Below are 24,356 nucleotides of genomic sequence, written 5' to 3' on the forward strand. Positions count from 1 at the left end.
AAGTCGTGATGGACAGCCCAATAGTTGAGCTGTGGAAGCTCGACGACTTGCTGGTTCCGGACATCCGCGTCGAAACCCTCGGCCGGCCAGCCCTGGATCGTGCAGGCAAGTTCGATAACCCGGCGTACCGGGATGAGTTCATTGCCGGCCGGCTAGCTTTGCTGCGCTTCGCCGCCTCACTCCTGGAGGTTGACTCCGCCCGCCTCGTGCCCGACTATCGCTGCCCGCAATGCGGCCCGGGACAAGACCACGGCCGTCCCGGCTTCATGCTCGACGGCGTTCCGGCACCTCTGGCGCTCAGCGCGTCCCGGGCGTCGGGCTGGGTGCTGCTGGCCGCCGTCGTGCATCCTACGGATGGCCTCCGGCTGGGTGTGGACCTTGAATCGGTTGACGGGGTTGGCTTTGGCGGCTTCGACGACGTCGCATTGACCTCAAACGAGCAGCGTTTCCTGGCGTCAGTTCCGGAGAGTGAGCAGACCAGACAGCGCGCCCGACTCTGGGCGCGCAAAGAAGCTTGGCTGAAGATGACAGGGGAAGGCTTGCGCCATAACCCTGCAAACCTGGATGTGCTGCACATCAAAGGTCTGCGCGACATCACCCACACTAAACTGCCTGACGGATTAGTCGCCGCTCTGGCCCTCGGCTAACGCGCAGATGGCAATGGCGGCAGGGAAGTTTCGTAGAGCCATGGCCGGAGGATTCCCGCGGCATCGAATCCATGAATGAACGAATCCGCAGCCTCAACGAACGTCGCCGTTGAAACCGACCCGTGACGGTTAGCCGCCGTCCAATGCTGAAGGAAACTGAAGAACGCCTCATCGCCGGCCGCCATTCGGACTGCATGAACAGCAAGCGCACCGCGTTTGTAGACGCGATCGTCGAACATCAGCTCAGGGCCGGGGTCTCCCACCAGAAGGTCCTGCGGCCCGGCGTCGAGCCTTTTCCACGCAGCCGTTGCTCGGGCGGCGACCGTCATGGTGCGGGATTCCTCGGACCACAACCACTCTGCATAGCAAGCGAAGCCTTCGTGCAGCCAGATGTCCTTCCAGCTGCTCACCGTCAGCGAATTACCAAACCACTGGTGGGAAAGCTCGTGCGCGATCAGGCGCTGCGCTTCCCAGGACTCGCGCATATGGTTTCGGCCGAAAATGGACACGGTCTGGGCCTCAAGGGGAATTTCCAGCGCATCCTCAGTGACCACCGAGGTGTAGTCGGCGAAAGGGTAGGGGCCGAAGCAGTCCTCGAAGGTGCGCATCATGTCCGGCTGCCGCCTCAGGCCCTGGAGGGCGTCCACTGCCATTTCGGCTGTGACTGCCACGAACTGGGGGACCCTCTGGTGGGTGTCGTCCACGTGCAGGGGAACCTTGGCGTAGCGCCCGATCTGCACAGTGGCGAGGTAGGTGGCCATGGGTTCAGCCTGTTCGTAGACCCACGTTTCCCGGCTGGACTTGCGGGAGTGCGAGACGAGGCTCCCGTTGCACACTGGCCGGTAATTATCGTCAGTGGTCACCGAGATGCGGAACGTCGACTTGTATCGTGGATGATCATTGCAGGGGAACCAGGACGCCGCACCGTTGGGCTGTCCGGCGACCAATACGCCGTCGTTCAGTTCCTCCCAGCCGACATCGCCCCAAAGGCCGCGGCGCGGCTGGGGATTTCCGTCGTAGCGGATCTCGAGGGAGAACTGCTGGCCGGGCTTAAGCGGGGATGCCGGCGTCAGGACGAGGTGTTCGGCCCTGTGACTGAACTTCTGCAGCTTCTTGCCGTCCAGCTGAACCTTGCTTGCCCGAAGGCCCACTAAGTCAAGGACTATCTGAGTGGACGGTTCCAAAGCCGTGCACCGCAGGACCGCCTTGCCCATCAGCTTGTTGCTGCCCAGCCTGACGTCGAGATCCAACTCGTACCTGTCCACGCGGTAGCTGCTGCTGCCGTGGTTCAAGGCGTAGGGATCGGCTTCGGTCAGGGGGGGAGTGATTGGTGCGGTCATGATCCGTCCAATCTACTTGAGGCGCGGCGCTTGTGCAGACGGACCCACCCACGGGCTCACCGGATTGCCCATCCAGTACGTCCCGGCAGGGACAGTTTCGCCACGCATGACCAACGACGCCGGCCCAACAGTACCGCCGTCGCCGATGCTCGCCGCGGGAAGGATGACGCCGTGCGGACCCATCGTGGCACCGTTGCCGAGCGTCACCGTGTCCAGGCTCATGACACGGTCGTGGAAGAGGTGCGTCTGGACCACGCAGCCACGGTTGACTGTGGAGTTCTCGCCCAGGGTCACGAGGTCGGCTTCGGGGAGCCAGTAGCTTTCGCACCACGTTCCGCGTCCGATCTTGGCTCCGAGTCCGCGCAACCACCACACCAAGGCGGGAGTTCCGGCAGCCGACCGGGCAAACCACGGCGCACTGACCATTTCGATGAAAGTGTCCACAACCTCATTGCGCCAAATAAACGAACTCCACAGCGGGTGTTCGCCGGAGCGGATGGTCCCCACCAGAACCCACTTGGCCACGATGGAGCTGAGCGCGGCCACAGCCCCTGCTGCCAACATGACAACACCGCCCAGGACGGCAGCTATCCAATAGCCCCATCCGCGCGCCATCCAGTCCAACACAAGCATCACGCTCACGGCGATGGCCACTGTGAGGATGACAGGGAACAGGCGGCACAGTTCCCAGAGCGCCCTGGCGATTTTCAGCTTCAGGGCCGGGCGGAACGTCCGGGTTTGGTCGGCATCGACGGCGGTGCGGCGCAATCTGACGGGCGGACTGCCCAGCCATGACGTGCCGGATTTCGCCTTGGCAGGGGTGGCAGACAAAACAGCGACGAGGGAGTTCTTGGGCACGTTTCGTCCCGCGGCGGTCATGCCCGAATTGCCCAGGAAGGAACGCTTGCCGATTTTGGCCGGAGCGATTTTCATCCAGCCCCCACCGAGTTCGTAGGAGGCCACCATGGTGTCGTCGGCAAGGAAGGCGCCATCGCCGATGGTGGTCATTTTGGGAACCAACAGCACCGTTGACGCTTCCACGTTCTTCCCCACTTTGGCGCCTAGGAGGCGCAACCAGAGCGGAGTGAAGAGGCTCGCGTAGACGGGGAAGAGGAGGTCTCGAGCCATGTCCAGGAGGCGCTCCGTGGCCCAAACCTGCCAGCCGATACGGCTGCGAACCCGGTAGTAGCCCTCCTTGAGGCCCAAGCCCAAGAGCCTTGCAACGATCAGGATGAGCACCAGATTGCCGAAGAACCACACCAGGGCGGCAAGTGGAACGGCCAGGGCGATCTGCGGAAGAGCTGTTTCCAACGACTCATGACCCTGGATAAAAGCCAGGACCACCAAGGCTCCGGCGAACGCCGAAATATAGGGGATCAGGGCCAGCAGGGCCGAAGCGCTGGCAAACGCTGAGAACCAGAGTCGGTCAACCACTGGCTGTCGGCTGCTGGTTTCCGGCCATTCGTGCTTGGCTTTTCCGCGGCGCTCCGCGGGGGAGCCGGCCACGAGGTGTCCGGCTTTCACTTTGCCAAGCACGGCGGATCCAGCGTCGACGTGGGCACCCGCGCCGATGGTGGCACCCGGCATCAGGGTGCTTCTGGCGCCTACTACTGCACCGGCTCCCACATGGATTTGGCCGATGTGGACTGAATCGCCGTCCACCCACCAACCGGAAAGGTCCACTTCGGGCTCGATGTTTGCCCCGCTGCCCAGCGACAGCAGACCGGTAACCGGGGGCAACGAATGCAGGTGGACATCCTTGCCGATCTTGGCTCCGAGGGCACGGGCGTAGTACGGGACGAACGGGGCGCTGGCCAAGCCGATAGCACCCGACAGGTCTTGTATTTGCTCGGCCAACCACAATCGCAGGTGGGTTTTGCCGGACCGCGGGTAGGTACCGGGCTGAATCCTGCCAAGCAGAACCCTGGCTGCAATCACGGAGATCGCCATCCGACCCAAGGGGCTGACGAAGACCAGCCACGACGCTGCGATCCACCACCAGGAGACCACGGGGGCGGCCGCGAATCCGGCGAAGTCTGCCAGGAGTTTGTTGGCGGCCATGAGGTAGGTCAGCCAGCGCATTCCCACGAGTATGTGCAACGGCACGCCCATGAGGACCTGGAAGATTTGCGACTTCAAGGCGGTAGGGCGGACGGTGCGCTCAGCAGCGGGCCCCGGCGATCCGCCGTCGGGAATTGACTGCCTTGCAGTGTCAATCAGCGCCCCCACGCGGGGCGTTGCATAGATATCAGCGACGGTGATGGTGGGGTAACGGACGCGGAGGGCAGAAACAAGTTGGGCCGCCGCCAAGGACCCGCCGCCATAGGCGAAGAAATCGGCGTCGAGCGAACTGACGGGGCTGCCCAGCACGGACTCCCACTGGTCCACCACCCATCGGGCGTCGTCGGGCAGGTTCAGCGGTGCGTTGCCGGCCTCGGTGGCGCCGGCCCCGGCCAGAGGCCAGGGGAGTGCGTGCCGATCCACTTTGCCGCTGGTTTTGGTGGGGAGGGAATCAACGGTGGTCAGCAGGGGGATCAGGGCCGCCGGGAGGCTTTCGCCAAGCAGCTTGCGGGCCTCGTCCATGTTCAACTCGTGACCGTCAACGGGAGCCAGGTAACCTACCAGGATTTGGTTGCCTGCCGCCGTCGTTTGCACCGCAGCAGCAGCGCCGGCGACGCCAGGCAAGGACTGCAGTGCCGAATCCACTTCGCCCAGTTCGATCCGGCGTCCACCCAGCTTGACCTGTTCATCTGCGCGACCCATGAAGATCAGGCCCTCGGCTTCAAATCGCACCAGGTCACCTGAACGGTATGCGCGTTCCCATCCAAGCGTTGTCATAGGGGCATATTTCTCGGCGTCCTTGGCGGGATCGAGGTAGCGGGCCAGCCCCACGCCGCCGATGATCAGTTCACCGATCTCACCTTCTGCGACCGGAACCCCGGTGGAATCGACGACGGCGAGGTCCCACCCATCCAGCGGCAGGCCGATCCGTACGGGGCCGGGTCCGCCCAGCGGAGCGGCACAGGCAACGACGGTTGCCTCCGTAGGCCCGTAGGTGTTCCACACTTCACGACCGTCCACGGCGAGGCGCTCGGCCAACTCAGGCGGGCATGCTTCCCCGCCGAAGATGAGCAAGCGAACATTTTCCAAGGCCTCAGCCGGCCACAGCGCGGCAAGGGTGGGCACGGTTGAAACCACAGTAATGCCGTGGTTGATGAGCCAGGGACCGAGGTCCATGCCGGTTCGAACAAGGGCCCGTGGTGCCGGTACCAGGCAGGCTCCGTGCCGCCAGGCCAACCACATTTCCTCGCAGGAAGCATCGAAGGCCACAGAAAGGCCGGCGAGTACCCGGTCCTGAGGGCCGATGGGCTCAGCCTGAAGGAAGATACGGGCCTCAGCGTCGACGAACGCTGCTGATGAACGATGCTTGACTGCAACGCCTTTGGGCGTCCCGGTGGACCCGGAGGTGAAGATGATCCAGGAGTCGTCGTCCAATCCGGGGATGGCTGGCGTGGAGACAGCTTCCCGAGCCAAACCGGAGAGCTGAATGTCCAGGCCCCCAGCGATGACGGCCCCCACCTTGGCTTCGCCGAATACCAAACGGGCCCGCTCTTCCGGGTCGTCCGCATCCACGGGCACATAGGCGGCGCCGGCCATGAGAATTCCCAGGATGGCGATATAGAGCTCATTGGTGCCTGAGGGGATCCGGACGCCGATTTTGTCTCCCCGGCCAAGCCCCGCACGGTTCAACTGTGTGGCAAAAGCGCGAACGGCCTTGAGTAACTCGGTGTAGCTCAAGGACTTTTGGCCATCATCCAAGGCCGAGGCCTCGGGGAACGATGACGCGGTCTCTTCCAAGATGTCGACGAGAGTACGCTCGGCGGGTGCGGCAGCGCCTCCCGGTAGCTGGGGACGGTACGTCATCAGGGCAGGCGTAGTGCCAGCCCCAGCGGGATGTTCTGTGCTCACAACCTCAGCTTTCCGCAGAAAGATGAACAAAAGGTGTCTGACGTTTCCCACTCGTCACACTTTGTTGCACCATTGTTCGCTTTTTGCACATGCGGAGTTCAAAAAGGGTTCAGGGAACCAGCAGGACTTTCCCGGTTGTGCGGCGACCCTCAAGGTCCCTGTGAGCCTGGGCGGCTTCCGCGAGGGGGTACGTTGCGCCCACCCTGACAGCGAGGGTGCCGTTGGCGGCGGCGTCGAAAATCTCTGCTGAGCGCCAGCGGCGTTCCTGGGCGTTCTGGACAAAGTGCGCCATGGTGGGCCTGGTCAGCGTCAGCGAACCTGCGGCATTTAGACGCTGGGGATCGAACGGCGGCACCGGGCCGGAGGCTGCGCCGAAGAGCACCATGGCACCGCGGATGCGCAGGCTCTTAAGGGAGTCGTCGAACGTGTCCTTGCCTACGCCGTCGTACACCACGTTGACGCCCTCGCCATCGGTGAGTTCACGGACCTTGTCAGCGAAGTCCTCGTACCGGAGCACTTCATCGGCGCCCGCCAGCGTGGAGAGGTCCGCCTTCTCGTCGGAGGAGACGGTGGTGATGACGCGGGCGCCGCGGGCCTTCAGCAGTTGTGTCAACAGCAGACCAACGCCACCTGCGCCCGCGTGAAGCAGAACGGTGTGGCCCGGCTCTACCCGGAACGATGAGTTCATCAGGTAGTGGGCGGTGATGCCCTGCAGCGGCAGGGCTGCGGCGGTGTGGTCATCGACGCCGGCAGGAACCGGAAGCGCCTTGCTCGCGTCAACGAGGGCGTACTCCGCGTAGGTCCTGGTTGCCTCGGCCGTGGCAATACGGTCGCCGACGGAAAATTCCTCAACCCCCGCTCCAACGGCCTCCACGGTGCCGGCTGCCTCGGCTCCTGGCGTGAAGGGGTAGTCCACCTTGTAAGTGCCGCTGCGTTGGTAGGTTTCAATGAAATTGACCCCGGCAGCTGCGACCTTGATCAACAGCTGGCCGGGGCCAGGCGACGGTGTTTCCACGGATGCGTACTCGAGGACCTCAGGTCCTCCGGACTGCTTGGCAACGATGGCGTGCGTCATGGTGGCTCCTTACTTCGGGGCGGTCCTTCCGGTGCCCGGTTTCAGAATCCATCCTAGGGAGGTTGGGGCCTCCGGTGTCGAACGCCTAGCGGCGTCCGTGCGTCGACGCGACGGGGCAGTCGAAGCCGCGGCCTGCTGCCAGGCCTACTTCATTGAGGTACCTGACCACGATGCCGTATGACTGCATCAGCGTGGTTTCGGTGTACGGGATGGAGTGTTTGGCGCAGAACTCGCGCACGATCTTTGTGGCCTTGTACAAATGGGGGCGAGCCATGTCCGGGAACAGGTGGTGCTCAACCTGACGGTTTAGCCCGCCCAGGAGGAAGTCCATGAAGATGCCACCGGAGATGTTGCGCGAGGTCAGGATTTGGCGGTTGAGGAAGTCCACGCGGCTGTCCTTGGGAAGGACCGGCATGCCCTTGTGGTTCGGGGCGAACGAGGCGCCCATGTAGAAGCCATAAACCATGATCTGTACGCCCAGGAAGGCGAATGCCATGCCGATGGGCAGGAACGTGAAAGCCAGAATCGGAAGGGCGGCCAGCCTGGTCACGAGGATGGGGGTCTCAACCCAGCGGTGGCGCACGTTCTGCTTGCCGAACACGAAGCGTAGGGAGTCGAACTGAAGACTGATGCCAAGGAGCATCAGGAGCGGGAAGAAGAACCAGCCCTGCCTGCGTGTGAGGAACGCGAGGCGGCCCTTGCGCTCTGCTGCTGCCTCTTCGTGGAAGACCAAGGCGTTGTTCCGGATGTCCGGGTCCTTGGAAATGACGTTGGGGTGGTTGTGGTGGGCTCCGTGCTTCTGCTCCCACCAGGAGTAGCTGATGCCGGCCACGCCGGTGGCCAGGAGGCGGGCCGACCAGTCGTTGGCGCGCCGTGAAGCGAAAATCTGCTTATGACCTGCCTCGTGGGCAAGGAAGCTAAGCTGCGTGCACAGGATGCCCACGGCCGCAGCGATCAGGAGCTGGTACCAGGAATCGCCTATGAGTGCGAAGCCGAGCCAGGTGCCGGCCATGAGCAGTACCAAGGCCACGAAGACCCAGATGTAGAAGCCGCTACGGCGTTCGAGGAGTCCTGCAGCCTTGACGCTCTTGAGGAGCTCTGAGTAGCTCTGGACGACGGGATTTGGCTGAATTGCGCGAGCTTTGGGGCGCTCAGCGGTGGACGTGGGTGACATAAATGTGCCCCGTATCGCTAACGGGCAACGCTGCAGCCGACGTTCGGACTGCACGGTCTGGATCACCCTTCACTAAGCATACGTGCAATCCCCTAAAAAATGAGACTGCTCACAACTGCATGCATAAATATCGGACAGCATGAATATTCTTGCTGTACAGTAGGGGCATGACTATTTCAGTTGCCGTCTCCGGTGCCAGCGGCTACGCCGGGGGAGAAGTGCTGCGCTTGCTGGCAGGCCATCCAAACGTCACCATCGGTGCCATCACCGCGCACAGCAACGCCGGTTCCAGACTAGGGGAGTTGCAGCCGCATCTCCACGGTTTGGCCAGCCGGATTCTGGAAGACACCACCGTGGAGAACCTGTCGGGCCATGACGTCGTGTTCCTTGCCCTGCCGCACGGTGCCTCAGCCGAGATCGCTGCGCAGTTGCCTGAAGGCACCGTAGTCATCGACGCCGGTGCTGACCACCGTTTGCAGGACGCCGCGGCATGGGAAAAGTTTTACGGCTCCGCCCACGCGGGCACCTGGCCTTACGGTCTTCCGGAGCTCCCTGGTCAGCGCGAAGCCCTCAAAGGTGCCACGCGCATCGCCGTTCCCGGGTGCTACCCGACGTCGGCCCTGCTCGCCTTGACGCCCGGGTTCGCCAACAACCTCCTCCTGACGGACGACGTCGTGATTGTCTCTGCATCAGGGACCTCAGGCGCGGGCAAGGCTGCCAAAGTCAATTTGATTGGCGCTGAAGTCATGGGTTCCATGAGCCCTTACGGCGTCGGCGGCGGACACCGGCACACGCCTGAGATCGAACAGGGACTGGCCAACGCTGCCGGCGAGCCGGTAACAGTCTCCTTCACGCCAACACTGGTTCCGATGAGCCGCGGCATCCTGACGACGGCGACGGCCAAGGTGCGGCCGCAGGCAGGACGCAGTGTTACTGAAGCCGAACTGCGCCAAGCCTGGACAGACGCCTACGACGACGAACCGTTCGTGCACCTCCTTCCGGAGGGCCAGTGGCCCACCACCAAGTCGGTCCAGGGCTCCAACCACGCCGTAATGCAGTTGGCTTTCGACGCCCACACGGGCCGCGTGATCGTGACGTGCGCTATCGACAACCTCACCAAGGGGACCGCCGGCGGAGCCGTGCAGTCCATGAACATTGCCCTCGGCCTGGATGAAACCGCCGGCCTGAACCTGCAGGGAGTTGCACCGTGACCATTACCGCCCCCAAGGGATTCCGCGCCGCAGGCATCAAAGCCGGCATCAAGGCTTCGGGCAACCCGGACTTGGCCCTTGTAGTCAACGACGGACCGCAAAAGTCCGCCGCCGCCGTCTTTACCTCCAACCGCGTGGCTGCTGCACCGGTCCACTGGTCGCGTCAGGTGGTCAGCGACGGTCGAGTGGATGCCGTGGTCCTGAACTCCGGTGGAGCCAACGCCTGCACCGGTCCACAGGGCTTCCAGAACACCCACGCCACGGCCGAGAAAGTGGCAGACGTGCTGGGAGTCTCTGCTTCCGACGTCGTGGTCTGCTCAACCGGCCTGATCGGCGAGCAGCTGCCCATGGACAAGGTTCTTCCCGGCGTCGAGTCCGCCTTCCGTGAACTGTCGGAAGATGGCGGCTCCGCTGCGGCCACGGCGATCATGACCACGGACAGCGTGTCCAAGGAAGCGGTTTTCACGGGCACCGACGCCGAGGGCAAACAGTTCACCGTCGGTGGCATCGCCAAGGGTGCCGGCATGTTGGCGCCGGGCCTGGCAACGATGCTTGTGGTCCTTACCACCGACGCCGAGGTTCCTGCGGATGAGCTCGACGTCGTCCTCCGGGACGCCACGCGCGTCACCTTTGATCGGGCGGACTCGGACGGCTGCATGTCCACCAACGACACCGTGGTGCTGTTGGCATCAGGGGCGTCCGAGGCGTTGCCGTCTGCCGAACAGTTGAGCGAAGCGGTCACCCAGGTCTGCGCCGAACTGGCACGCAAGCTCATCGGTGACGCCGAGGGCGCCAGCCACGACATCGCTATCCGGACGTTCAACGCCGCCAGCGAACGCGACGCCGAAATCGTCAGCCGCAGTGTTGCCCGCTCCAACCTGTTCAAAGCCGCCATCTTCGGCAAGGACCCTAACTGGGGCCGCGTGCTCTCGGCTGTGGGAACAACTGACGCCGTATTCGAGGCGGACCAACTCAACGTCGCAATGAACGGTGTGCAAATCTGCCGCAACGGCGCAATCGGCGAGGACCGCAACCTGGTGGACCTGGAGCCGCGCGAAGTGTTGGTCGAAATCGACCTGCAGGCCGGCGATGCCGAGGCCACCATTTGGACCAACGACCTCACGCACGATTACGTGCACGAGAACAGCGCATACTCGAGCTGAGCGGATGACCATGACTGCGCACACCCGCGAAACCACCTCCATGAGTGACGCCCAGGACAAAGCCGGGACACTGATCGAGGCCCTCCCGTGGATCCAGCGTTTCGCCGGTACCACCATGGTGATCAAGTACGGCGGCAACGCGATGGTCAACGATGACCTTCGTCGTGCCTTCGCGGAGGACATTGTGTTCCTCCACCACGTTGGCATCCACCCCGTAGTGGTCCACGGCGGTGGCCCCCAGATCAACTCCATGCTCGGTCGTCTCGGCATCGAGTCCGAGTTCAAGGGCGGCCTTCGCGTCACCACCCCTGAAGCCATGGACGTGGTCCGCATGGTCCTCACGGGCCAAGTCGGTCGCGAACTCGTCGGCCTCATCAACTCCCACGGTCCCTATGCCGTGGGCATGTCCGGCGAAGATGGCGGCTTGTTGCGTGCCGTCCGCACGGGCACTGTTGTTGACGGCGAAGAGGTGGACCTCGGCCTGGTGGGAGAAGTGGTGGGCGTGGATCCCGCCGGAATCAAGGACATTCTCGACGCCGGCCGCATCCCGGTCATCTCAACGGTCGCCCCGGAAATTCTCGACGACGGCAACGGTTCCGGTCCTACGACGGGACAGGTCCTCAACGTCAACGCGGACACTGCAGCTGCCGCCGTCGCATCCGCCTTGGGCGCCACCAAGCTTGTCATCCTGACCGACGTCGAGGGCCTGTACGCCAACTGGCCGGACAAATCGTCGCTGATCTCTTCGCTCACCGCATCGGAACTCCGCGAGATGCTGCCCAAGCTCGAGTCGGGGATGATCCCAAAGATGGCCGCTTGCCTCAAAGCCATCGACGAAGGCGTGGAACGCGCACACATCGTTGACGGCCGCCTCCCGCACTCGATGCTGCTGGAAACTTTCACCACCGCAGGCATCGGCACACAAGTAGTACCCAATGAGGAAGTGAACGCATGAGCGAAACTGTTGGCCTCAACCCGACCGGCGATGGACCCCCCGCCCGTCCCCAGCCGCTCCCCATCCTCGCAAGCTCGGACGGGGGCCCCGGCGGCAGTGGGCCCATCGCGGTGCCCGACCACACCCGGGGGTCCATCGCCGGATCGGAGGCCAAAGCTTCCGTCATTACTGGAGTGAGTAATGGCGCTGACTGGCTTGCCCGTTACTCGTCGTCCCTCATGGGTGTCTTTGGCACCCCGCAGCGGGTACTGGTTCGCGGCGCAGGCTGCCTCGTTTGGGACGCCGACGGCAAGGAATACCTGGACCTCCTGGGTGGCATCGCTGTGAACGCACTGGGTCACGCGCACCCCTTCGTCACGTCAGTGATCTCCAGCCAGTTGGCCACGCTCGGGCACGTCTCGAACTTCTTCACGAGCCCCACGCAAATTGCTTTGGCTGAAAAGCTCCTCGCCCTCACCAAAGCTCCGGCTGGTTCCAAGGTCTTTTTTGCCAACTCCGGTACTGAGGCCAACGAGGCAGCGTTCAAGCTGGCACGACGTAACAACTCCGATGGAAAGCGCACCAAGGTCATCGCCCTGGAGGGCGCCTTCCACGGCCGAACCATGGGTGCCTTGGCGCTCACGGCCAAGGAGGCCTACCGTGCGCCCTTTGAACCTCTGCCCGGTGGTGTGGTTCACATCCCGTTCGGCGACATCGAAGCCTTGCGTGCCGCCGTCGACGATTCCACAGCGGCCGTGTTCCTGGAACCCATCCAGGGCGAAGCGGGCGTCCGCCCACTTAGCGCCGAATACCTGCAGGCAGCCCGCGAGGTGACCACCGCAGCGGGAGCCCTGCTGATCTTGGATGAGGTACAAACCGGCATCGGCCGGACCGGTAAATGGCTCGCCAGCGAAGACGCCGGAATTGTTCCCGACGCCGTGACCCTCGCCAAGGGGCTCGGCGGCGGTTTTCCTGTGGGTGCCTTGGTCACGTTCGGAAGTACGACGTCGGCCCTGCTCACCGCCGGGCAGCACGGCACCACTTTCGGTGGGAACCCAGTGGCTACGGCCGCCGCTTTGGCCACGCTGCACGCCATCGAAAGCCAAGGTGTGCTGCAGAACGTGTTCACTGTCGGCGCCCACCTTCGTGAGGGACTGGCCGCCATCGAGGCTGTCACTGAAGTTCGCGGCGAGGGTCTGTTGATTGGCTTCGATGTGAATACCGACATCGCACCTGCCATGGTTACCGCAGCTTTGGACGCAGGCTTCATCATCAACAGCCCGGGCCCGAGGACTATCCGCCTTGCGCCGCCGCTGATCCTGACCATCGATCAAGCGGATCGCTTCCTGGATGCATTACCCACCCTGATCGCTACGGCTACAGCCAACACCGCTAAGGACGCACAGTGACTACTACCAACACCACCCGTCACTTCCTCAAGGACACGGACCTGAGTCCCGCCGAGCAAGCTGAGGTTTTGGAACTCGCCGCACGGATGAAGGCAGCGCCGTACAGCGTGCAGCCCTTCGCCGCCGAGGGCAACGGCCGTAAGACGGTGGCCGTGATCTTTGACAAGACCTCCACCCGCACGCGTGTTTCTTTCGCCACCGGCATCGCGGACATGGGCGGCAACGCACTGATCATCAACCCGGGTGAAGCCCAGATCGGCCACAAGGAATCCGTGGAGGATACGGCGAAGGTCCTGGAGCGCATGGTGTCCACCATCGTCTGGCGGACAGGTGCCCACTCGGGCCTGGTGGGCATGGCGGAAAACTCCAAGGTCCCCGTCATCAACGCCTTGTGCGACGACTACCACCCCTGCCAGCTCCTGGCCGACCTCCTGGCCGTCAAGGAGCACAAGGGTGAACTGGCCGGCTTGAGCATGGCCTATCTGGGTGACTCCGCCAACAACATGGCCAATTCCTACCTCCTTGCCGGTGTGACGGCCGGAATGCATGTGCGCATTTCCGGTCCCGAAGGCTATCTTCCGGCGCCGGAGATCGTGGCGGCTGCCGAGGAGCGTGCGGCCGAGACAGGCGGCTCAGTGCTCATCACCAGCGATGCTGCAGAAGCCCTCAAGGGCGCCGACGTCGTAGCAACGGACACGTGGGTATCCATGGGCCAGGAAGCCGAAAAGGAAGCCCGGCTGCAGCTCTTCCGCGACTACTCCGTGGATGAGGCCGCCATGGCGCACGCCGCGCCGGACGCCGTCGTGCTTCACTGCCTCCCGGCCTACCGCGGCTACGAAATTTCCGCCGGAGTGATCGACGGCCCGCAGTCGATTGTCTGGGACGAGGCGGAGAACCGCCTGCACGCTCAGAAGGCACTGATGGCCTGGCTGATGCACCGCTCCGGGCTTGCTTTCGTGGATGGTCTTTCTCCCGTCGAGGGAACCGGGGAGAGCACGTTCTAGTGTCCACCAATCCTTCCGTGCCGGGCGCCAGCCCAGCCACAAAGACTGCCCGCCAGGCGCGTATCACCGCGATCCTGACGGGTGAGTCCGTGCGTTCACAAGCAGAGCTTGCAGCCCTGCTGGCGGACGACGGCGTCCAGGTCACCCAGGCCACCCTGTCCCGCGACCTCGTGGAACTGGGCGCCGTACGGGTCCGGGGCAAGGAAGGCGCACTTGTTTACGCTGTCCCGGGGGAGGGTGGGGACCGCAATGCCAAGAGCGGCGTCACCCAGGAAATCCTGGATGCGCGGCTGACGCGGCTTTGCGGCGAACTCCTGGTGACAGCTGAGGCATCGGGCAACATCGTGGTCCTCCGCACCCCACCGGGAGCAGCCAACTTCCTGGCCCTGGCCGTTGATCACTCCGTGATGCCGTCGGTATTGGGTACGATCGCAGGCGACGACACTTTGCTGCTGGTCGCACGGGATCCCGATGGCGGGGCGGAACTGGCAGCGCGTTTCCTGCGCATGGCCGAAGAAGCCGGGCCTGGCAACTAATTGATCTTTTTCAGCATTGATTCACACAGCATTGATTCGAATGAACCAAGCAATAACAAAGGAGCACTCTCGTGACTGAGCGCATTGTTCTGGCCTACTCCGGTGGCCTTGATACTTCCGTAGCCATCGGCTGGATCGGTGAAGCCACCGGCGCCGAGGTCATCGCCGTGGCCGTCGACGTCGGACAGGGCGGCGAGTCGCTGGAGACCATTCGCCAGCGCGCTCTCGGTTGCGGCGCGGTTGAGGCTTACGTGGCCGACGCCCGTGACGAGTTCGCCAACGAGTACGCCATGCCCACCCTGAAGGCCAACGCCCTCTACCAGGGCCACTACCCGTTGGTTTCGGCTATCTCCCGTCCGGTCATCGTGAAGCACCTCGTGAAGGCTGCCCGCGAATTCGGTGCCACCACCGTTGCCCACGGCTGCACCGGCAAGGGCAACGACCAGGTCCGTTTCGAAGTTGGCATCCAGACCCTCGGCCCGGACCTGAAGTGCATTGCACCCGTCCGCGACCTCGCCCTGACCCGCGACAAGGCCATCGCCTTCGCCGAGGAAAAGGGACTGCCGATCGAGACCACTAAGAAGAACCCGTACTCGATCGACCAGAACGTCTGGGGACGCGCCGTCGAGACCGGTTACCTTGAGGACATCTGGAACGCTCCTACCAAGGACATCTACGACTACACCGCCACCCCGGAATTCCCGCCGGCGCCCGATGAGGTCACCATCTCCTTCCAGGCCGGTGTTCCGGTAGCGATCGACGGCGTAAAGGTCACCCCGCTGCAGGCCATCCAGGAGCTGAACCGCCGTGCAGGCGCCCAGGGCGTTGGCCGCATCGACGTCGTTGAAGACCGCCTCGTCGGCATCAAGTCCCGCGAAATCTATGAAGCCCCGGGTGCCATGGCGCTGATCACCGCGCACAAGCACCTCGAGGACATCACTATCGAGCGCGAACAGGCCCGCTTCAAGGCAACTGTTGGCCAGCGCTGGGCAGAGCTGGTCTACGACGGACAGTGGTTCTCCCCGCTCAAGCGCTCCCTGGACGCCTTCATCGAAGACACGCAGCAGTATGTTTCCGGCGACATCCGCATGGTCCTCCACGGTGGCCAGGCAATCGTCAACGGTCGCCGCTCCGAGACCTCGCTGTACGACTTCGACCTCGCCACCTACGACACCGGCGATACCTTCGACCAGTCCATGGCACGTGGTTTCATCGAGCTGTGGGGCATGTCCTCCAAGGTTGCCTCCGGCCGCGACCTGCGCGTCGCAGGCGAGTAATGACGTCGGCAACCAACGAAGGTGCACTGTGGGGCGGCCGGTTCGCCGGCGGCCCCGCGGATGCGCTGGCCGCACTGAGCAAGTCCACGCACTTTGACTGGCGTCTGGCCCGCTATGACATCGCCGGTTCCAAGGCGCACGCCCGCGTGCTGGCCAAGGCCGGACTGTTGGACGACGCCGAGCTCGAAGGCATGCTCGCCGCCCTCAACCAGCTGGACGAGGACGTCGCGAGCGGCGCCTACCTCCCGGCTGAGAGCGACGAGGATGTGCACGGCTCACTTGAGCGTGGCCTGATCGAGCGCGCAGGAACCCAGTTGGGTGGCAAGCTCCGCGCTGGCCGTTCCCGCAACGATCAGGTTGCCACCTTGGGCCGCATGTTCCTGCGTGACCACGCCCGGATCATCGCCGGCGGCGTGCTTGCCACCATCGACGCACTGGTTGAGCAGGCAAAAGCCCACCAGGGCGTCGCCATGCCGGGCCGGACACACTTGCAGCACGCGCAGCCGGTGTTGCTGAGCCACCACCTTCTGGCGCATGCCTGGGCACTGCTTCGCGACGTGCAGCGACTCCAGGACTGGGACAAGCGCGCCGGTGTTTCGCCCTATGGTTCGGGTGCGCTGGCCGGTTCCTCCCTGGGACTGGACCCCGAGGCTGTTGCCGCGGACCTTGGTTTCTTCTCGGCGGTCCACAACTCGATCGATGGCACCGCCTCACGCGATGTTTTCGCCGAGTTCGCCTGGGTGTGTTCCATGATTGGCGTGGACCTCTCCCGGATCTCCGAGGAAGTCATCTTCTGGGCAACCAAGGAGTTCTCCTTCGTGACGCTGCATGATTCGTACTCCACGGGGTCCTCGATCATGCCGCAGAAGAAGAACCCGGACGTCGCCGAGCTCGCACGCGGCAAGGCAGGTCGCCTCATCGGCAACCTGACTGGCCTGCTGGCGACGCTCAAGGGCCTGCCGCTCGCGTACAACCGCGACCTGCAGGAGGACAAGGAACCGGTCTTCGACGCCGCGGACACCCTGGAGCTGCTGCTTCCGGCCGTGTCCGGCATGATAGCCACGCTGAAGTTCAACACGGAGCGCATGGAATCGCTGGCCCCTCAGGGCTTCGCGTTGGCCACGGACATTGCTGAGTGGCTTGTCCGGCAGGGCGTTCCGTTCCGTGAGGCCCATGAGCTGTCCGGTGCGGCGGTCAAGCAAGCCGAAGGCCGCGGCGTGGAGCTGTGGGACCTGACGGATGAAGAGTACTCAGCGATCTCCGAGCACCTGACTCCCGAGGTCCGCAGCGTTCTGAGCACCGAAGGTTCGCTCAACAGCCGCAACTCGCAGGGCGGAACGGCACCGGCCGCCGTCGAACGCCAATTGGCTGCCCTTGAAGCGGAACTGGACGCAGCGCGTTCCTACGCCAGCTAGACCACTCGGGACGGCACGTCGCGGCCATGCCTTCGGGCAGGGCAACGCGAGGTGCCGTCCCGCGGTGCGTTAACATGGCGCTATGACTCAGATCACCCCCGAGATGTTGCCCGCAGAGCTTCACAAAGCCGCCGGCACCGTCACCCGCCTCCTCGCCAAACTGGACGACTCATCCGTCGCTGAACCGTCAGAGCTTCCAGGCTGGACCCGGGGTCACGTCCTGGCCCACCTTGCCGGAATCGCGAACGCCATGGCTCGGCAACTTGAGTACGCGCGCCGCGGCGAAACCGGGGAACTGTACGACGGCGGCATGGACGGCCGTAACAAGGCCATCGCACTCGCTGCAGGGCACAGCCTCACGCAGCACACGGAGGCCGTCACCACCGCCTTGGATGCGGCGATTGCCGCGTTCGATGCCTTGGGCCCGGAGGACTGGCAGGCGCGGATCGCGTACCGGGACGGCACAGTGCTCGACGGCGGCCTGGCCCTGTGGCGCGAACTCACGATTCATGCTGCCGACCTTGGCTTGGGTTACGGTCCGGAGACGTGGAACAGGCCTTTTTGCGAACACCTGATCGGCTTCCTCGCCGCTCGCGTTCCTGACTCGTACAAATTCGTTCTGCAGCCCACAGGTCTGCCTCAGGGGACGATCGGCAGCGGCGGCACCTCCATCGCGATTACCGGCATGCTGACCGACATCGCCGCGTGGCTAGCGGGCCGCGAGCCAAGCCTTGGGAGCCTCAGGGCTACTGCAGCCGCTGACGGAGTGGACCTGCCGGAGCTGCTGCCTTGGCCGGCCGCGCAGCCGGCGGCCCGCTGACACACGGTCGCTCTCTCATGTCCCTCGGGTTTGAGCTGGATGCTCTCTCATGTCCCTCGGGTTTGAGCCGGTCGCTCGCTCACCTTCAGGGAGCAATTTGCTCTTGGTCTTCACGGCCGCTGCCCTCCACAGGTGCATGGTGGCGTACGAACGCCACGGGCTGACCTCCCTGAAGTCTGAGCTGAGTCCCGGGCCCGCGGGCAGCGCCTTCACGCCGTTCCTAATTGCCGCGTCGTTGGCCAGGAACACATCCGGAGCGCCAAGCACCCGCATGGCAACGTACCCCACGGTCCACGGCCCAACGCCTGGTAACGGAAGCAGTTTGCTGCCGAGGCTGGCCGGATCGTCGCCGTAGCCGAAGTCGAGCGCCCCGCTGGCCATGCCCTCGGCTGCGGCCACGATGGAGTCGATGCGGCGCTGTGGTCCTCGGAGTAAGGCACGCCCGTGCTCGGCGAGTTCAGCTGCCGTTGGAAATAGTCGATCAAGGTCTGGCGCAAAGCCATCGACGGAGGTTCCGGCAGCCGCTAAGTGGGTAAGGGCAGTTCGGGCAGCGGCGACGGTGATCTGCTGTCCGATCATTGCCCGGATGAGCAATTCCTGGGGATCCACAGCACCCGGCACGCGCATCCCCGGGAGCGCGGCGACGCTAGCCGTAAGCCTCAGATCCGCTGCCAGGGCGTCATCTATCGCCTGCGGATCGGCGTCCAGGTCGAATAGCCTGCGGACCCGGCTCAACAGTGCCGGGAGGTCGTGCAGGTCCACGGCCGTGGCTGTGAGTTGCAAGGGTTTGCCGGGTGTTGAGGGGCTGTAGGTAACCGAAAAGGATGCGCTGCCTCGGGGGAGCCGCAGCGTGCGGGCGTAGCTCCTGCTTCCGTCGCTGTCAGTCGTTGCTTTTTCGATGCCTGGTATCGCACGAACTGCCAGGAAGTCGAAAATGCCCGGATCGAAGGGGTCCCTGTAAGGCAGGTTCAGAGTCAGCGCGGATGGCGCCGGCCCAACTGCCCCGGTACCTCGGCGAGAAGCGGACTTCGCCCCGGTGGCACGCACCGCCGTCGGGGTCATTGCGAACACCTCGCCAATGGTGTCGTTGAATTGCCGCACGCTGTTGAACCCCGAGGCGAACGCAACGTCGGCGAGGAGCATGTCGGTGGAGACCAGCAAGGTCCTGGCGGTCTGCGCCCTGCTTGCCCGTGCCAGTGAGAGGGGACCCGCGCCGAGTTCGTTGCTGAGAATGCGGTTGAGTTGCCGCGCGGAGTAGCCCAGGCGGTTCGCGAGGCCGTCGACGCCTTCGCGAGTGATCACGCCGTCGTTAATCAATCTCATCGCGCGGCCCGCAATGTCGGAACGGATGTTCCACGCGGGCGTTCCGGGCACAGCTTCGGGCAGGCAACGCTTGCAGGCGCGATACCCGGCCTCATGGGCGGCCGCGGAGGTTTCGTAGAAGGTGACGTTCTCAGCCTTGGGCGTTCGGGCAGGGCACGACGGCCGGCAGTAGATGCCCGTGGAGCTGACGGCAGTGAAGAATTGACCATCAAACCGGGTGTCGCGGGCGTCGATCGCCCGGTATCGCTGCCAGAAGTCCATGGCTTCATCCTTCCAGTCGTCCGAAGCCCTCGCTAGCGGAAATCGGACATAGCCGTGGCAGGAAATTCTGCTAGGGTCTGCTCATGAGCCCGTCCATGGACAACGGAGTCAGCAGCCCGTCCCAAGTGCGCAAGTTCCTTGGGGGTGATCCACGTGTCATCGCCCCGCTGATACTTGGCGCGGTACTTACCCACAGCTCAGAAGCCTGTCCAGTCTCGGTCAGGCTCACAGAGGTGGAGGCCTATATGGGCCCGCGCGATTCAGAGCATCCCGACCCCGGTTCCCATACCTTCGGTGGTCCTACCGCCCGGAATGCACCAATGTTCGGGCCGCCGGGTTTCCTGTACGTCTACTTCACCTACGGCATGCACTACTGCGCCAACATCGTCTGCGGTCCTGACGGCTCAGCGTCTGCGCTGCTTCTGCGGGCAGGAGAGATTGTTGACGGGGATGAGCTCGCTGCCCTTCGCAGGCCGGCCTCCAAGTCGCACAAGGAACTGGCTAGTGGACCTGCCAGGCTCGCCTCCGCGCTGGGACTCACGACGGCGGATACTGGCCGTGACGCCCTCGCCTCACCGTTCAGCCTGTGGTTGCCGACGACGCCCGCAGCCGCCGTCGCCAGCGGACCGCGGGTGGGCGTAGCGGGTCCAGGTGGAAGCACCGAATATCCTTGGCGGTTTTGGATTGAGGACGATCCCACCGTGTCCAGGTACAAGGCTGCCCGGCCCCGGACCCGTAGCGCTGCCGGGTGAATTTCGACGTTGGTGGATCAGTGAAACATGAACTTTTTGTGACGCAGTCCGCCGTATGACGTGGACCCCCCACGTTTACCAAAATCGCTGTAGAATGGACGGTCTGTCTTTTGCGATAGGGGTTACGGTTCGATGCACGACGCTGATTTGGTCCACGAGCAGGAATATGTTGCCGGGCTGTATGCCCGGCTTGATGAGCTGCGCGCCGAAAAGCGCGCCCAGCTGGCGCAGGTGCGCAAGGCCGGCGCGGTGGGAACCATGCAGAACGTCTCAGAACGTGACGCGTTCGCGGCACTGTACGAAGACCGTCTGGCCCAGCTCGACGCCGTCGACGATCGCCTGGTCTTTGGCCGCCTTGACCTCGACTCCGGTGAGGCTCAGTACATTGGCCGCATCGGGCTGTCCACCGCCGATCTGCAGCGCCTTATGGTCGACTGGCGTGCGCCGGAAGCCGGCCACTTCTATCAGGCAACCGCGTTCGACCGTCAAGGCGTGCGTCGTCGTCGCCACCTGATCCTTCAGGGGCGGGACGTAAAAGCGATTGAAGACGACGTCCTGGACGCAGGGATGCTCGCGGACAACGACTCGCTTCAGGGCGAAGGCGCCCTGCTGGCTGCGCTCAATTCCAAGCGCACGGGCCGTATGTCGGACATCGTGGGCACCATCCAGTCCGAGCAGGACCGGATCATCCGTTCCTCCATCTCCGGAGCACTGGTAGTGCAGGGCGGTCCCGGAACAGGCAAGACCGCCGTGGCCCTGCACCGTGCCGCCTACCTGCTGTACACGCACCGTGAGCGGCTCAAGAGCGCCGGCGTCCTACTCGTGGGCCCGTCGTCGTCCTTCATGCACTACATCGAACGAGTGTTGCCATCGCTCGGCGAGACGGGTGTGGTCATGGCCAGCCTGGGACGCCTCATGCCCGGGATCCACGCTATTCCCGAAGAAGATGCGGATGTTGCTGCCCTGAAAGGCAAGCTGGACATGGCAACCGTGGTGGCAAATGCCGTGGCCAACCGGCAGCGGACGCCCGCCGAGGACCGCATCCTCGAAGTCGATTCGCGGAAGCTGACGCTGACGGTCCGCCAGGTGCGCCGTGCCCGGGAGAAAGCCCGCGCCACAGGAAAGCCCCACAACGAAGCCCGACTCACGTTCGTCAAAATCCTCCTGCGCGAGCTCACGGAACAACTCACGGACCTGGTCGAGGAAGGCAACATCGGCAACAACGCCGATCGGGCCTACCTGGCGGAAGATGTTAGGTCTGCCCGCGACGTACGTATTGCACTGAACCTCTGCTGGATGCCCATGACGCCCGAGAAACTTATCTCTGAACTCTTCAGCAAACCGGCCATCCTCGAAGCCTGCACGCCGCACCTGACTGCGGGACAGCGCGCCCTGCTGCAGCGTCCTGTGGATGCCCCTTGGACGGAAGCGGATGTTCCGTTGCTGGATGAGGCTGCAGAGTTGCTGGGTGAACTGGATCCCGCCGCCGGGAGGGGATTGGCACAGCAGGAAGCCGACCGTGCCCGCGATCTCGCCAACGCCAAGCAGACCCTCGCCAACATGGAAGCGATGGGCGTGGACGTACTGGTGACAGCTGAAGAGCTTGCCGAGCAGAACCAGGAACGTGAAGGTCGGCTGACCGCTGCCGAACGCGCTACGAGTGATAGGTCGTGGGCCTTCGGCCACATCGTGGTTGACGAGGCCCAGGAACTCTCGCCCATGCAATGGCGGCTCCTGGTGCGGCGTTGCCCGCTGAAGTCCTTCACCATAGTGGGGGACATTGCACAAACGAGTGCAGCGGCCGGTGCCAATTCGTGGCAAAGTGCGCTGGCGCCGTCGTTCGGTGACCGCTGGACGCTGGAAGAACTTACCGTGAACTACCGCACGCCGTCGCAGATTGCCGAGGCGGCTGTCCGCATGGCCAACCGCGCAGGCCTGGTTGTCTCGGCCCCCAAGGCCGTACGCGAAGGCAAATGGTCGCCCATCGTGGACCATGTGGAGGCGGACGGCATCGTCAAGCGCTTGGTAGAGGTCCTGCCGGAGGAAGTGGAAGCGATCGACGGCGGCCTGCTGGCTGTCATCGCCGACGGACCGCTGCTGCCGCAGGCCACCGCCGCGCTGCGTGAGGTCTACGGACGCCGCATCGGCAGCGGCGCAGGCAGCTACCAGCAAGACATCGTGGTGATCAGTCCCAAGGAAGCCAAGGGCCTGGAATTCGACGGTGTTGTGGTCCTGGAACCGGCCGCCATGCTGAACCATGAGCACGGCAAGGTAGGCGACCTCTACGTCGCCATGACCCGTGCCACGCAACGCCTGCGCCTCATCGCGGCCGCGCCGGTACCCGCCGGCATCGAGCGCTAGGAAAAACGGACCCTGCAATCCTGCTAACTTAGATCTCGTGTCACACGTAAACAACCTCGAGTCCCAGCACAACGATCCCGCCTTTGCCAACGTCTGGCAGGAGCTCAAATGGCGCGGCCTTGTCCACGTTTCCACTGATGAAACTGAACTGGAAAAGCTGCTCGCCGGGGACCCGATCACGTATTACTGTGGCTTCGATCCCACTGCGCCATCGCTGCACCTGGGCAACCTGGTGCAGTTGCTGGTGATGCGTCGCCTGCAGTTGGCCGGCCACAAACCGCTCGGTTTGGTGGGCGGTTCCACCGGCCTGATCGGTGACCCCCGTCCGACGGCGGAGCGCACCTTGAACACCAAGGACACCGTCGCGGAGTGGGTTGGCTACCTTCAGGGCCAGGTGCGACGCTTCCTCAGCTTCGAGGGCGGGAACCCGGCCCGCATGGTCAACAACCTGGACTGGACAGCACCGCTCAGTGCCATCGATTTCCTCCGGGAGATCGGCAAGCACTTCCGAGTAGGCACCATGCTTCGCAAGGATGCCGTGGCGTCACGTCTGAACTCAGACGAAGGCATCAGCTACACAGAGTTCAGCTACCAGATCCTGCAGGGCATGGACTACCTCCAGCTCTTCCGTGACTACGGCTGCGCCCTGCAGACAGGCGGCTCGGACCAGTGGGGCAACCTCACCAGCGGGACCGAACTCATCCGCAAGGTGGAAGGCAAGAGCGTCCATGCCCTGGGCACGCCGCTCATCACCAACTCTGACGGCACCAAGTTCGGCAAGAGCGAAGGCAACGCCATTTGGCTGGACCCGGACATGTGCAGCCCGTACACGTTCTACCAGTTCTGGCTCAACACCGCCGATGCTGATGTGGTTGATCGACTCAAGGTGTTCACCTTCCTGTCGCGCGCCGAGATCGAGGCGCTTGGTCAGTCTGTGGAGGAGCGCCCGTTTGCCCGGGAAGGCCAGAAGAAGCTTGCCTTCGAAGTGACCTCCTTGGTGCACGGCGTCGACGCAACCGAGAAAGTCATCGCCGCTTCGGCTGCGCTTTTCGGCAACGGCGACCTCACGGTACTGGATGAGCGCACCCTTGAAGCAGCCACTGCGGAACTTCCCTCCACCACCGTTGGCGCCGACGGACTTGGCATCATCGACCTCTTGGTCGCTTCGGGGCTCTCGGACAGCAAGTCTGCTGCTCGTCGAACTGTTGGCGAGGGCGGTGCGTACGTGAACAACACCAAGGTGTCCGATCCCGACGCTGTCATTGCCCGCGACGAACTGCTTCACGGCCGCTATTTGCTGATCCGCCGCGGCAAGAAGAACCTGGCAACCATCAAGGTTTCGGCCTAGGTTTCATCAGTAGTCCAGTTCCGAAAAGGCCGGCAACCGTTATGGTTGCCGGCCCTTTCTGCGTTTGAACGTGGTTGGGGAAGTGTTGGGATGGCTGGGTGCCGCCTCCTCCCGACGCTCTCCCACATCCCGCGGGTTTGGGGGGCATGGCTCTCTCACATCCCGCGGGTTCGTCCGGGTGACGCGCTTCACAAATGTCTCTTTGAGCTGATTGGAGCGCTTTTGGGCGTGTTTTCCTTGTGTTTGCGGGGTTTTTGCGTGGTGTTGGGGTGGATTTGGTGTGGGGGTTGGGCGCGTGTAAAGTTATTCGAGTCGCCGCCGCTGATGCGGAAAGATT

At 63.8% G+C, this 24,356-nt stretch carries 18 protein-coding genes; 13 read left to right on the plus strand and 5 right to left on the minus strand.

Annotated elements, in window-relative coordinates; translation table 11 throughout:
- Positions 1-8 precede the first annotated feature (8 nt).
- Positions 9-647: a 4'-phosphopantetheinyl transferase family protein gene (locus tag AC6CH8_RS03480; protein ID WP_498188638.1), complete on the plus strand. Its 639-nt coding sequence runs from the start codon at positions 9-11 to the stop codon at positions 645-647.
- Here the strand turns inward: AC6CH8_RS03480 and AC6CH8_RS03485 are convergent.
- The 4 genes from AC6CH8_RS03485 to AC6CH8_RS03500 form a co-directional block, all read right to left on the minus strand.
- Complete coding sequence (locus AC6CH8_RS03485) at positions 644-1,987, minus strand: M1 family metallopeptidase (protein ID WP_498188639.1); 1,344 nt, start codon at positions 1,985-1,987, stop codon at positions 644-646. The genes AC6CH8_RS03480 and AC6CH8_RS03485 overlap by 4 nt on opposite strands.
- 12 nt (positions 1,988-1,999) lie before the next feature.
- Positions 2,000-5,911, minus strand: a complete 3,912-nt coding sequence (locus tag AC6CH8_RS03490; protein WP_498188667.1) for a Pls/PosA family non-ribosomal peptide synthetase — start codon at positions 5,909-5,911, stop codon at positions 2,000-2,002.
- Positions 5,912-6,065: 154 nt separating this feature from the next.
- Positions 6,066-7,031, minus strand: a complete 966-nt coding sequence (locus AC6CH8_RS03495; protein WP_498188640.1) for a quinone oxidoreductase family protein — start codon at positions 7,029-7,031, stop codon at positions 6,066-6,068.
- A gap of 85 nt (positions 7,032-7,116) precedes the next feature.
- On the minus strand, positions 7,117-8,205 hold the full coding sequence (locus tag AC6CH8_RS03500) for a fatty acid desaturase family protein (RefSeq protein ID WP_091466541.1): 1,089 nt from the start codon (positions 8,203-8,205) through the stop codon (positions 7,117-7,119).
- 167 nt (positions 8,206-8,372) lie between these two features.
- Here AC6CH8_RS03500 and argC point away from each other — a divergent pair, with 167 nt between their 5' ends.
- The 9 genes from argC to AC6CH8_RS03545 all read left to right on the plus strand — a co-directional run bounded on the left by argC (position 8,373) and on the right by AC6CH8_RS03545 (position 17,974).
- Positions 8,373-9,416, plus strand: coding sequence for an N-acetyl-gamma-glutamyl-phosphate reductase (gene argC / locus AC6CH8_RS03505; protein ID WP_091466543.1), 1,044 nt, complete (start codon positions 8,373-8,375; stop codon positions 9,414-9,416).
- The gene (gene argJ / locus AC6CH8_RS03510; protein WP_498188641.1) at positions 9,413-10,579 is read left to right on the plus strand and encodes a bifunctional glutamate N-acetyltransferase/amino-acid acetyltransferase ArgJ; all 1,167 of its coding nucleotides are present in this window, start codon (positions 9,413-9,415) and stop codon (positions 10,577-10,579) included. The genes argC and argJ overlap by 4 nt, the downstream gene beginning before the upstream one ends.
- 10 nt (positions 10,580-10,589) lie before the next feature.
- The gene (argB, locus tag AC6CH8_RS03515) at positions 10,590-11,534 is read left to right on the plus strand and encodes an acetylglutamate kinase (protein WP_476117501.1); all 945 of its coding nucleotides are present in this window, start codon (positions 10,590-10,592) and stop codon (positions 11,532-11,534) included.
- Entirely contained in the window at positions 11,531-12,922 is a 1,392-nt protein-coding gene (locus tag AC6CH8_RS03520; RefSeq protein ID WP_498188642.1) for an acetylornithine transaminase, read from the plus strand. The genes argB and AC6CH8_RS03520 overlap by 4 nt, the downstream gene beginning before the upstream one ends.
- The gene (gene argF, locus AC6CH8_RS03525; protein ID WP_498188643.1) at positions 12,919-13,926 is read left to right on the plus strand and encodes an ornithine carbamoyltransferase; all 1,008 of its coding nucleotides are present in this window, start codon (positions 12,919-12,921) and stop codon (positions 13,924-13,926) included. The genes AC6CH8_RS03520 and argF overlap by 4 nt, the downstream gene beginning before the upstream one ends.
- Positions 13,926-14,462 carry an arginine repressor gene (locus AC6CH8_RS03530; protein WP_011774347.1) on the plus strand — a complete coding sequence of 179 codons (537 nt, stop codon included), beginning with the start codon at positions 13,926-13,928 and terminating at the stop codon, positions 14,460-14,462. Before argF ends, AC6CH8_RS03530 begins: the two co-directional genes overlap by 1 nt.
- Before the next feature lie 71 nt (positions 14,463-14,533).
- A complete protein-coding gene (locus tag AC6CH8_RS03535; protein ID WP_091466547.1) occupies positions 14,534-15,739 on the plus strand; it encodes an argininosuccinate synthase in 1,206 nt (401 codons plus the stop codon).
- On the plus strand, positions 15,739-17,154 hold the full coding sequence (gene argH / locus AC6CH8_RS03540) for an argininosuccinate lyase (RefSeq protein ID WP_498188644.1): 1,416 nt from the start codon (positions 15,739-15,741) through the stop codon (positions 17,152-17,154). The genes AC6CH8_RS03535 and argH overlap by 1 nt, the downstream gene beginning before the upstream one ends.
- Positions 17,155-17,236: 82 nt before the next feature.
- A complete protein-coding gene (locus AC6CH8_RS03545; RefSeq protein WP_498188645.1) occupies positions 17,237-17,974 on the plus strand; it encodes a maleylpyruvate isomerase family mycothiol-dependent enzyme in 738 nt (245 codons plus the stop codon).
- Between the two features lie 15 nt (positions 17,975-17,989).
- Here the strand turns inward: AC6CH8_RS03545 and AC6CH8_RS03550 are convergent, their stop codons facing one another.
- Entirely contained in the window at positions 17,990-19,558 is a 1,569-nt protein-coding gene (locus AC6CH8_RS03550; protein WP_498188646.1) for an AlkA N-terminal domain-containing protein, read from the minus strand.
- Positions 19,559-19,653: 95 nt separating this feature from the next.
- On the opposite strand from AC6CH8_RS03550, the gene AC6CH8_RS03555 reads away from it, so the two are divergent.
- The 3 genes from AC6CH8_RS03555 (at position 19,654) to tyrS (ending at position 24,019) form a co-directional block, all read left to right on the plus strand.
- The gene (locus tag AC6CH8_RS03555; RefSeq protein WP_498188668.1) at positions 19,654-20,310 is read left to right on the plus strand and encodes a DNA-3-methyladenine glycosylase; all 657 of its coding nucleotides are present in this window, start codon (positions 19,654-19,656) and stop codon (positions 20,308-20,310) included.
- 132 nt (positions 20,311-20,442) lie between these two features.
- Positions 20,443-22,671 carry a HelD family protein gene (locus AC6CH8_RS03560; protein ID WP_498188647.1) on the plus strand — a complete coding sequence of 743 codons (2,229 nt, stop codon included), beginning with the start codon at positions 20,443-20,445 and terminating at the stop codon, positions 22,669-22,671.
- 37 nt (positions 22,672-22,708) lie between these two features.
- The gene (tyrS, locus tag AC6CH8_RS03565) at positions 22,709-24,019 is read left to right on the plus strand and encodes a tyrosine--tRNA ligase (protein ID WP_498188648.1); all 1,311 of its coding nucleotides are present in this window, start codon (positions 22,709-22,711) and stop codon (positions 24,017-24,019) included.
- Positions 24,020-24,356 lie beyond the last annotated feature (337 nt).

The organism is Paenarthrobacter sp. GQ52 (assembly GCF_059759005.1).

Coding starts and splice junctions, on each gene's coding strand:
- argC (WP_091466543.1), top strand. CDS start 8,373: ATGACTATTTCAGTTGCCGTCTCCGGTGCCAGCGGCTACGCCGGGGGA.
- argB (WP_476117501.1), top strand. CDS start 10,590: ATGACTGCGCACACCCGCGAAACCACCTCCATGAGTGACGCCCAGGAC.
- argH (WP_498188644.1), top strand. CDS start 15,739: ATGACGTCGGCAACCAACGAAGGTGCACTGTGGGGCGGCCGGTTCGCC.
- AC6CH8_RS03550 (WP_498188646.1), bottom strand. CDS start 19,558: ATGGACTTCTGGCAGCGATACCGGGCGATCGACGCCCGCGACACCCGG.
- AC6CH8_RS03485 (WP_498188639.1), bottom strand. CDS start 1,987: ATGACCGCACCAATCACTCCCCCCCTGACCGAAGCCGATCCCTACGCC.
- AC6CH8_RS03560 (WP_498188647.1), top strand. CDS start 20,443: ATGCACGACGCTGATTTGGTCCACGAGCAGGAATATGTTGCCGGGCTG.
- AC6CH8_RS03520 (WP_498188642.1), top strand. CDS start 11,531: ATGAGCGAAACTGTTGGCCTCAACCCGACCGGCGATGGACCCCCCGCC.
- AC6CH8_RS03555 (WP_498188668.1), top strand. CDS start 19,654: ATGGACAACGGAGTCAGCAGCCCGTCCCAAGTGCGCAAGTTCCTTGGG.
- AC6CH8_RS03545 (WP_498188645.1), top strand. CDS start 17,237: ATGACTCAGATCACCCCCGAGATGTTGCCCGCAGAGCTTCACAAAGCC.
- AC6CH8_RS03490 (WP_498188667.1), bottom strand. CDS start 5,911: ATGACGTACCGTCCCCAGCTACCGGGAGGCGCTGCCGCACCCGCCGAG.
- AC6CH8_RS03480 (WP_498188638.1), top strand. CDS start 9: ATGGACAGCCCAATAGTTGAGCTGTGGAAGCTCGACGACTTGCTGGTT.
- AC6CH8_RS03495 (WP_498188640.1), bottom strand. CDS start 7,031: ATGACGCACGCCATCGTTGCCAAGCAGTCCGGAGGACCTGAGGTCCTC.
- AC6CH8_RS03500 (WP_091466541.1), bottom strand. CDS start 8,205: ATGTCACCCACGTCCACCGCTGAGCGCCCCAAAGCTCGCGCAATTCAG.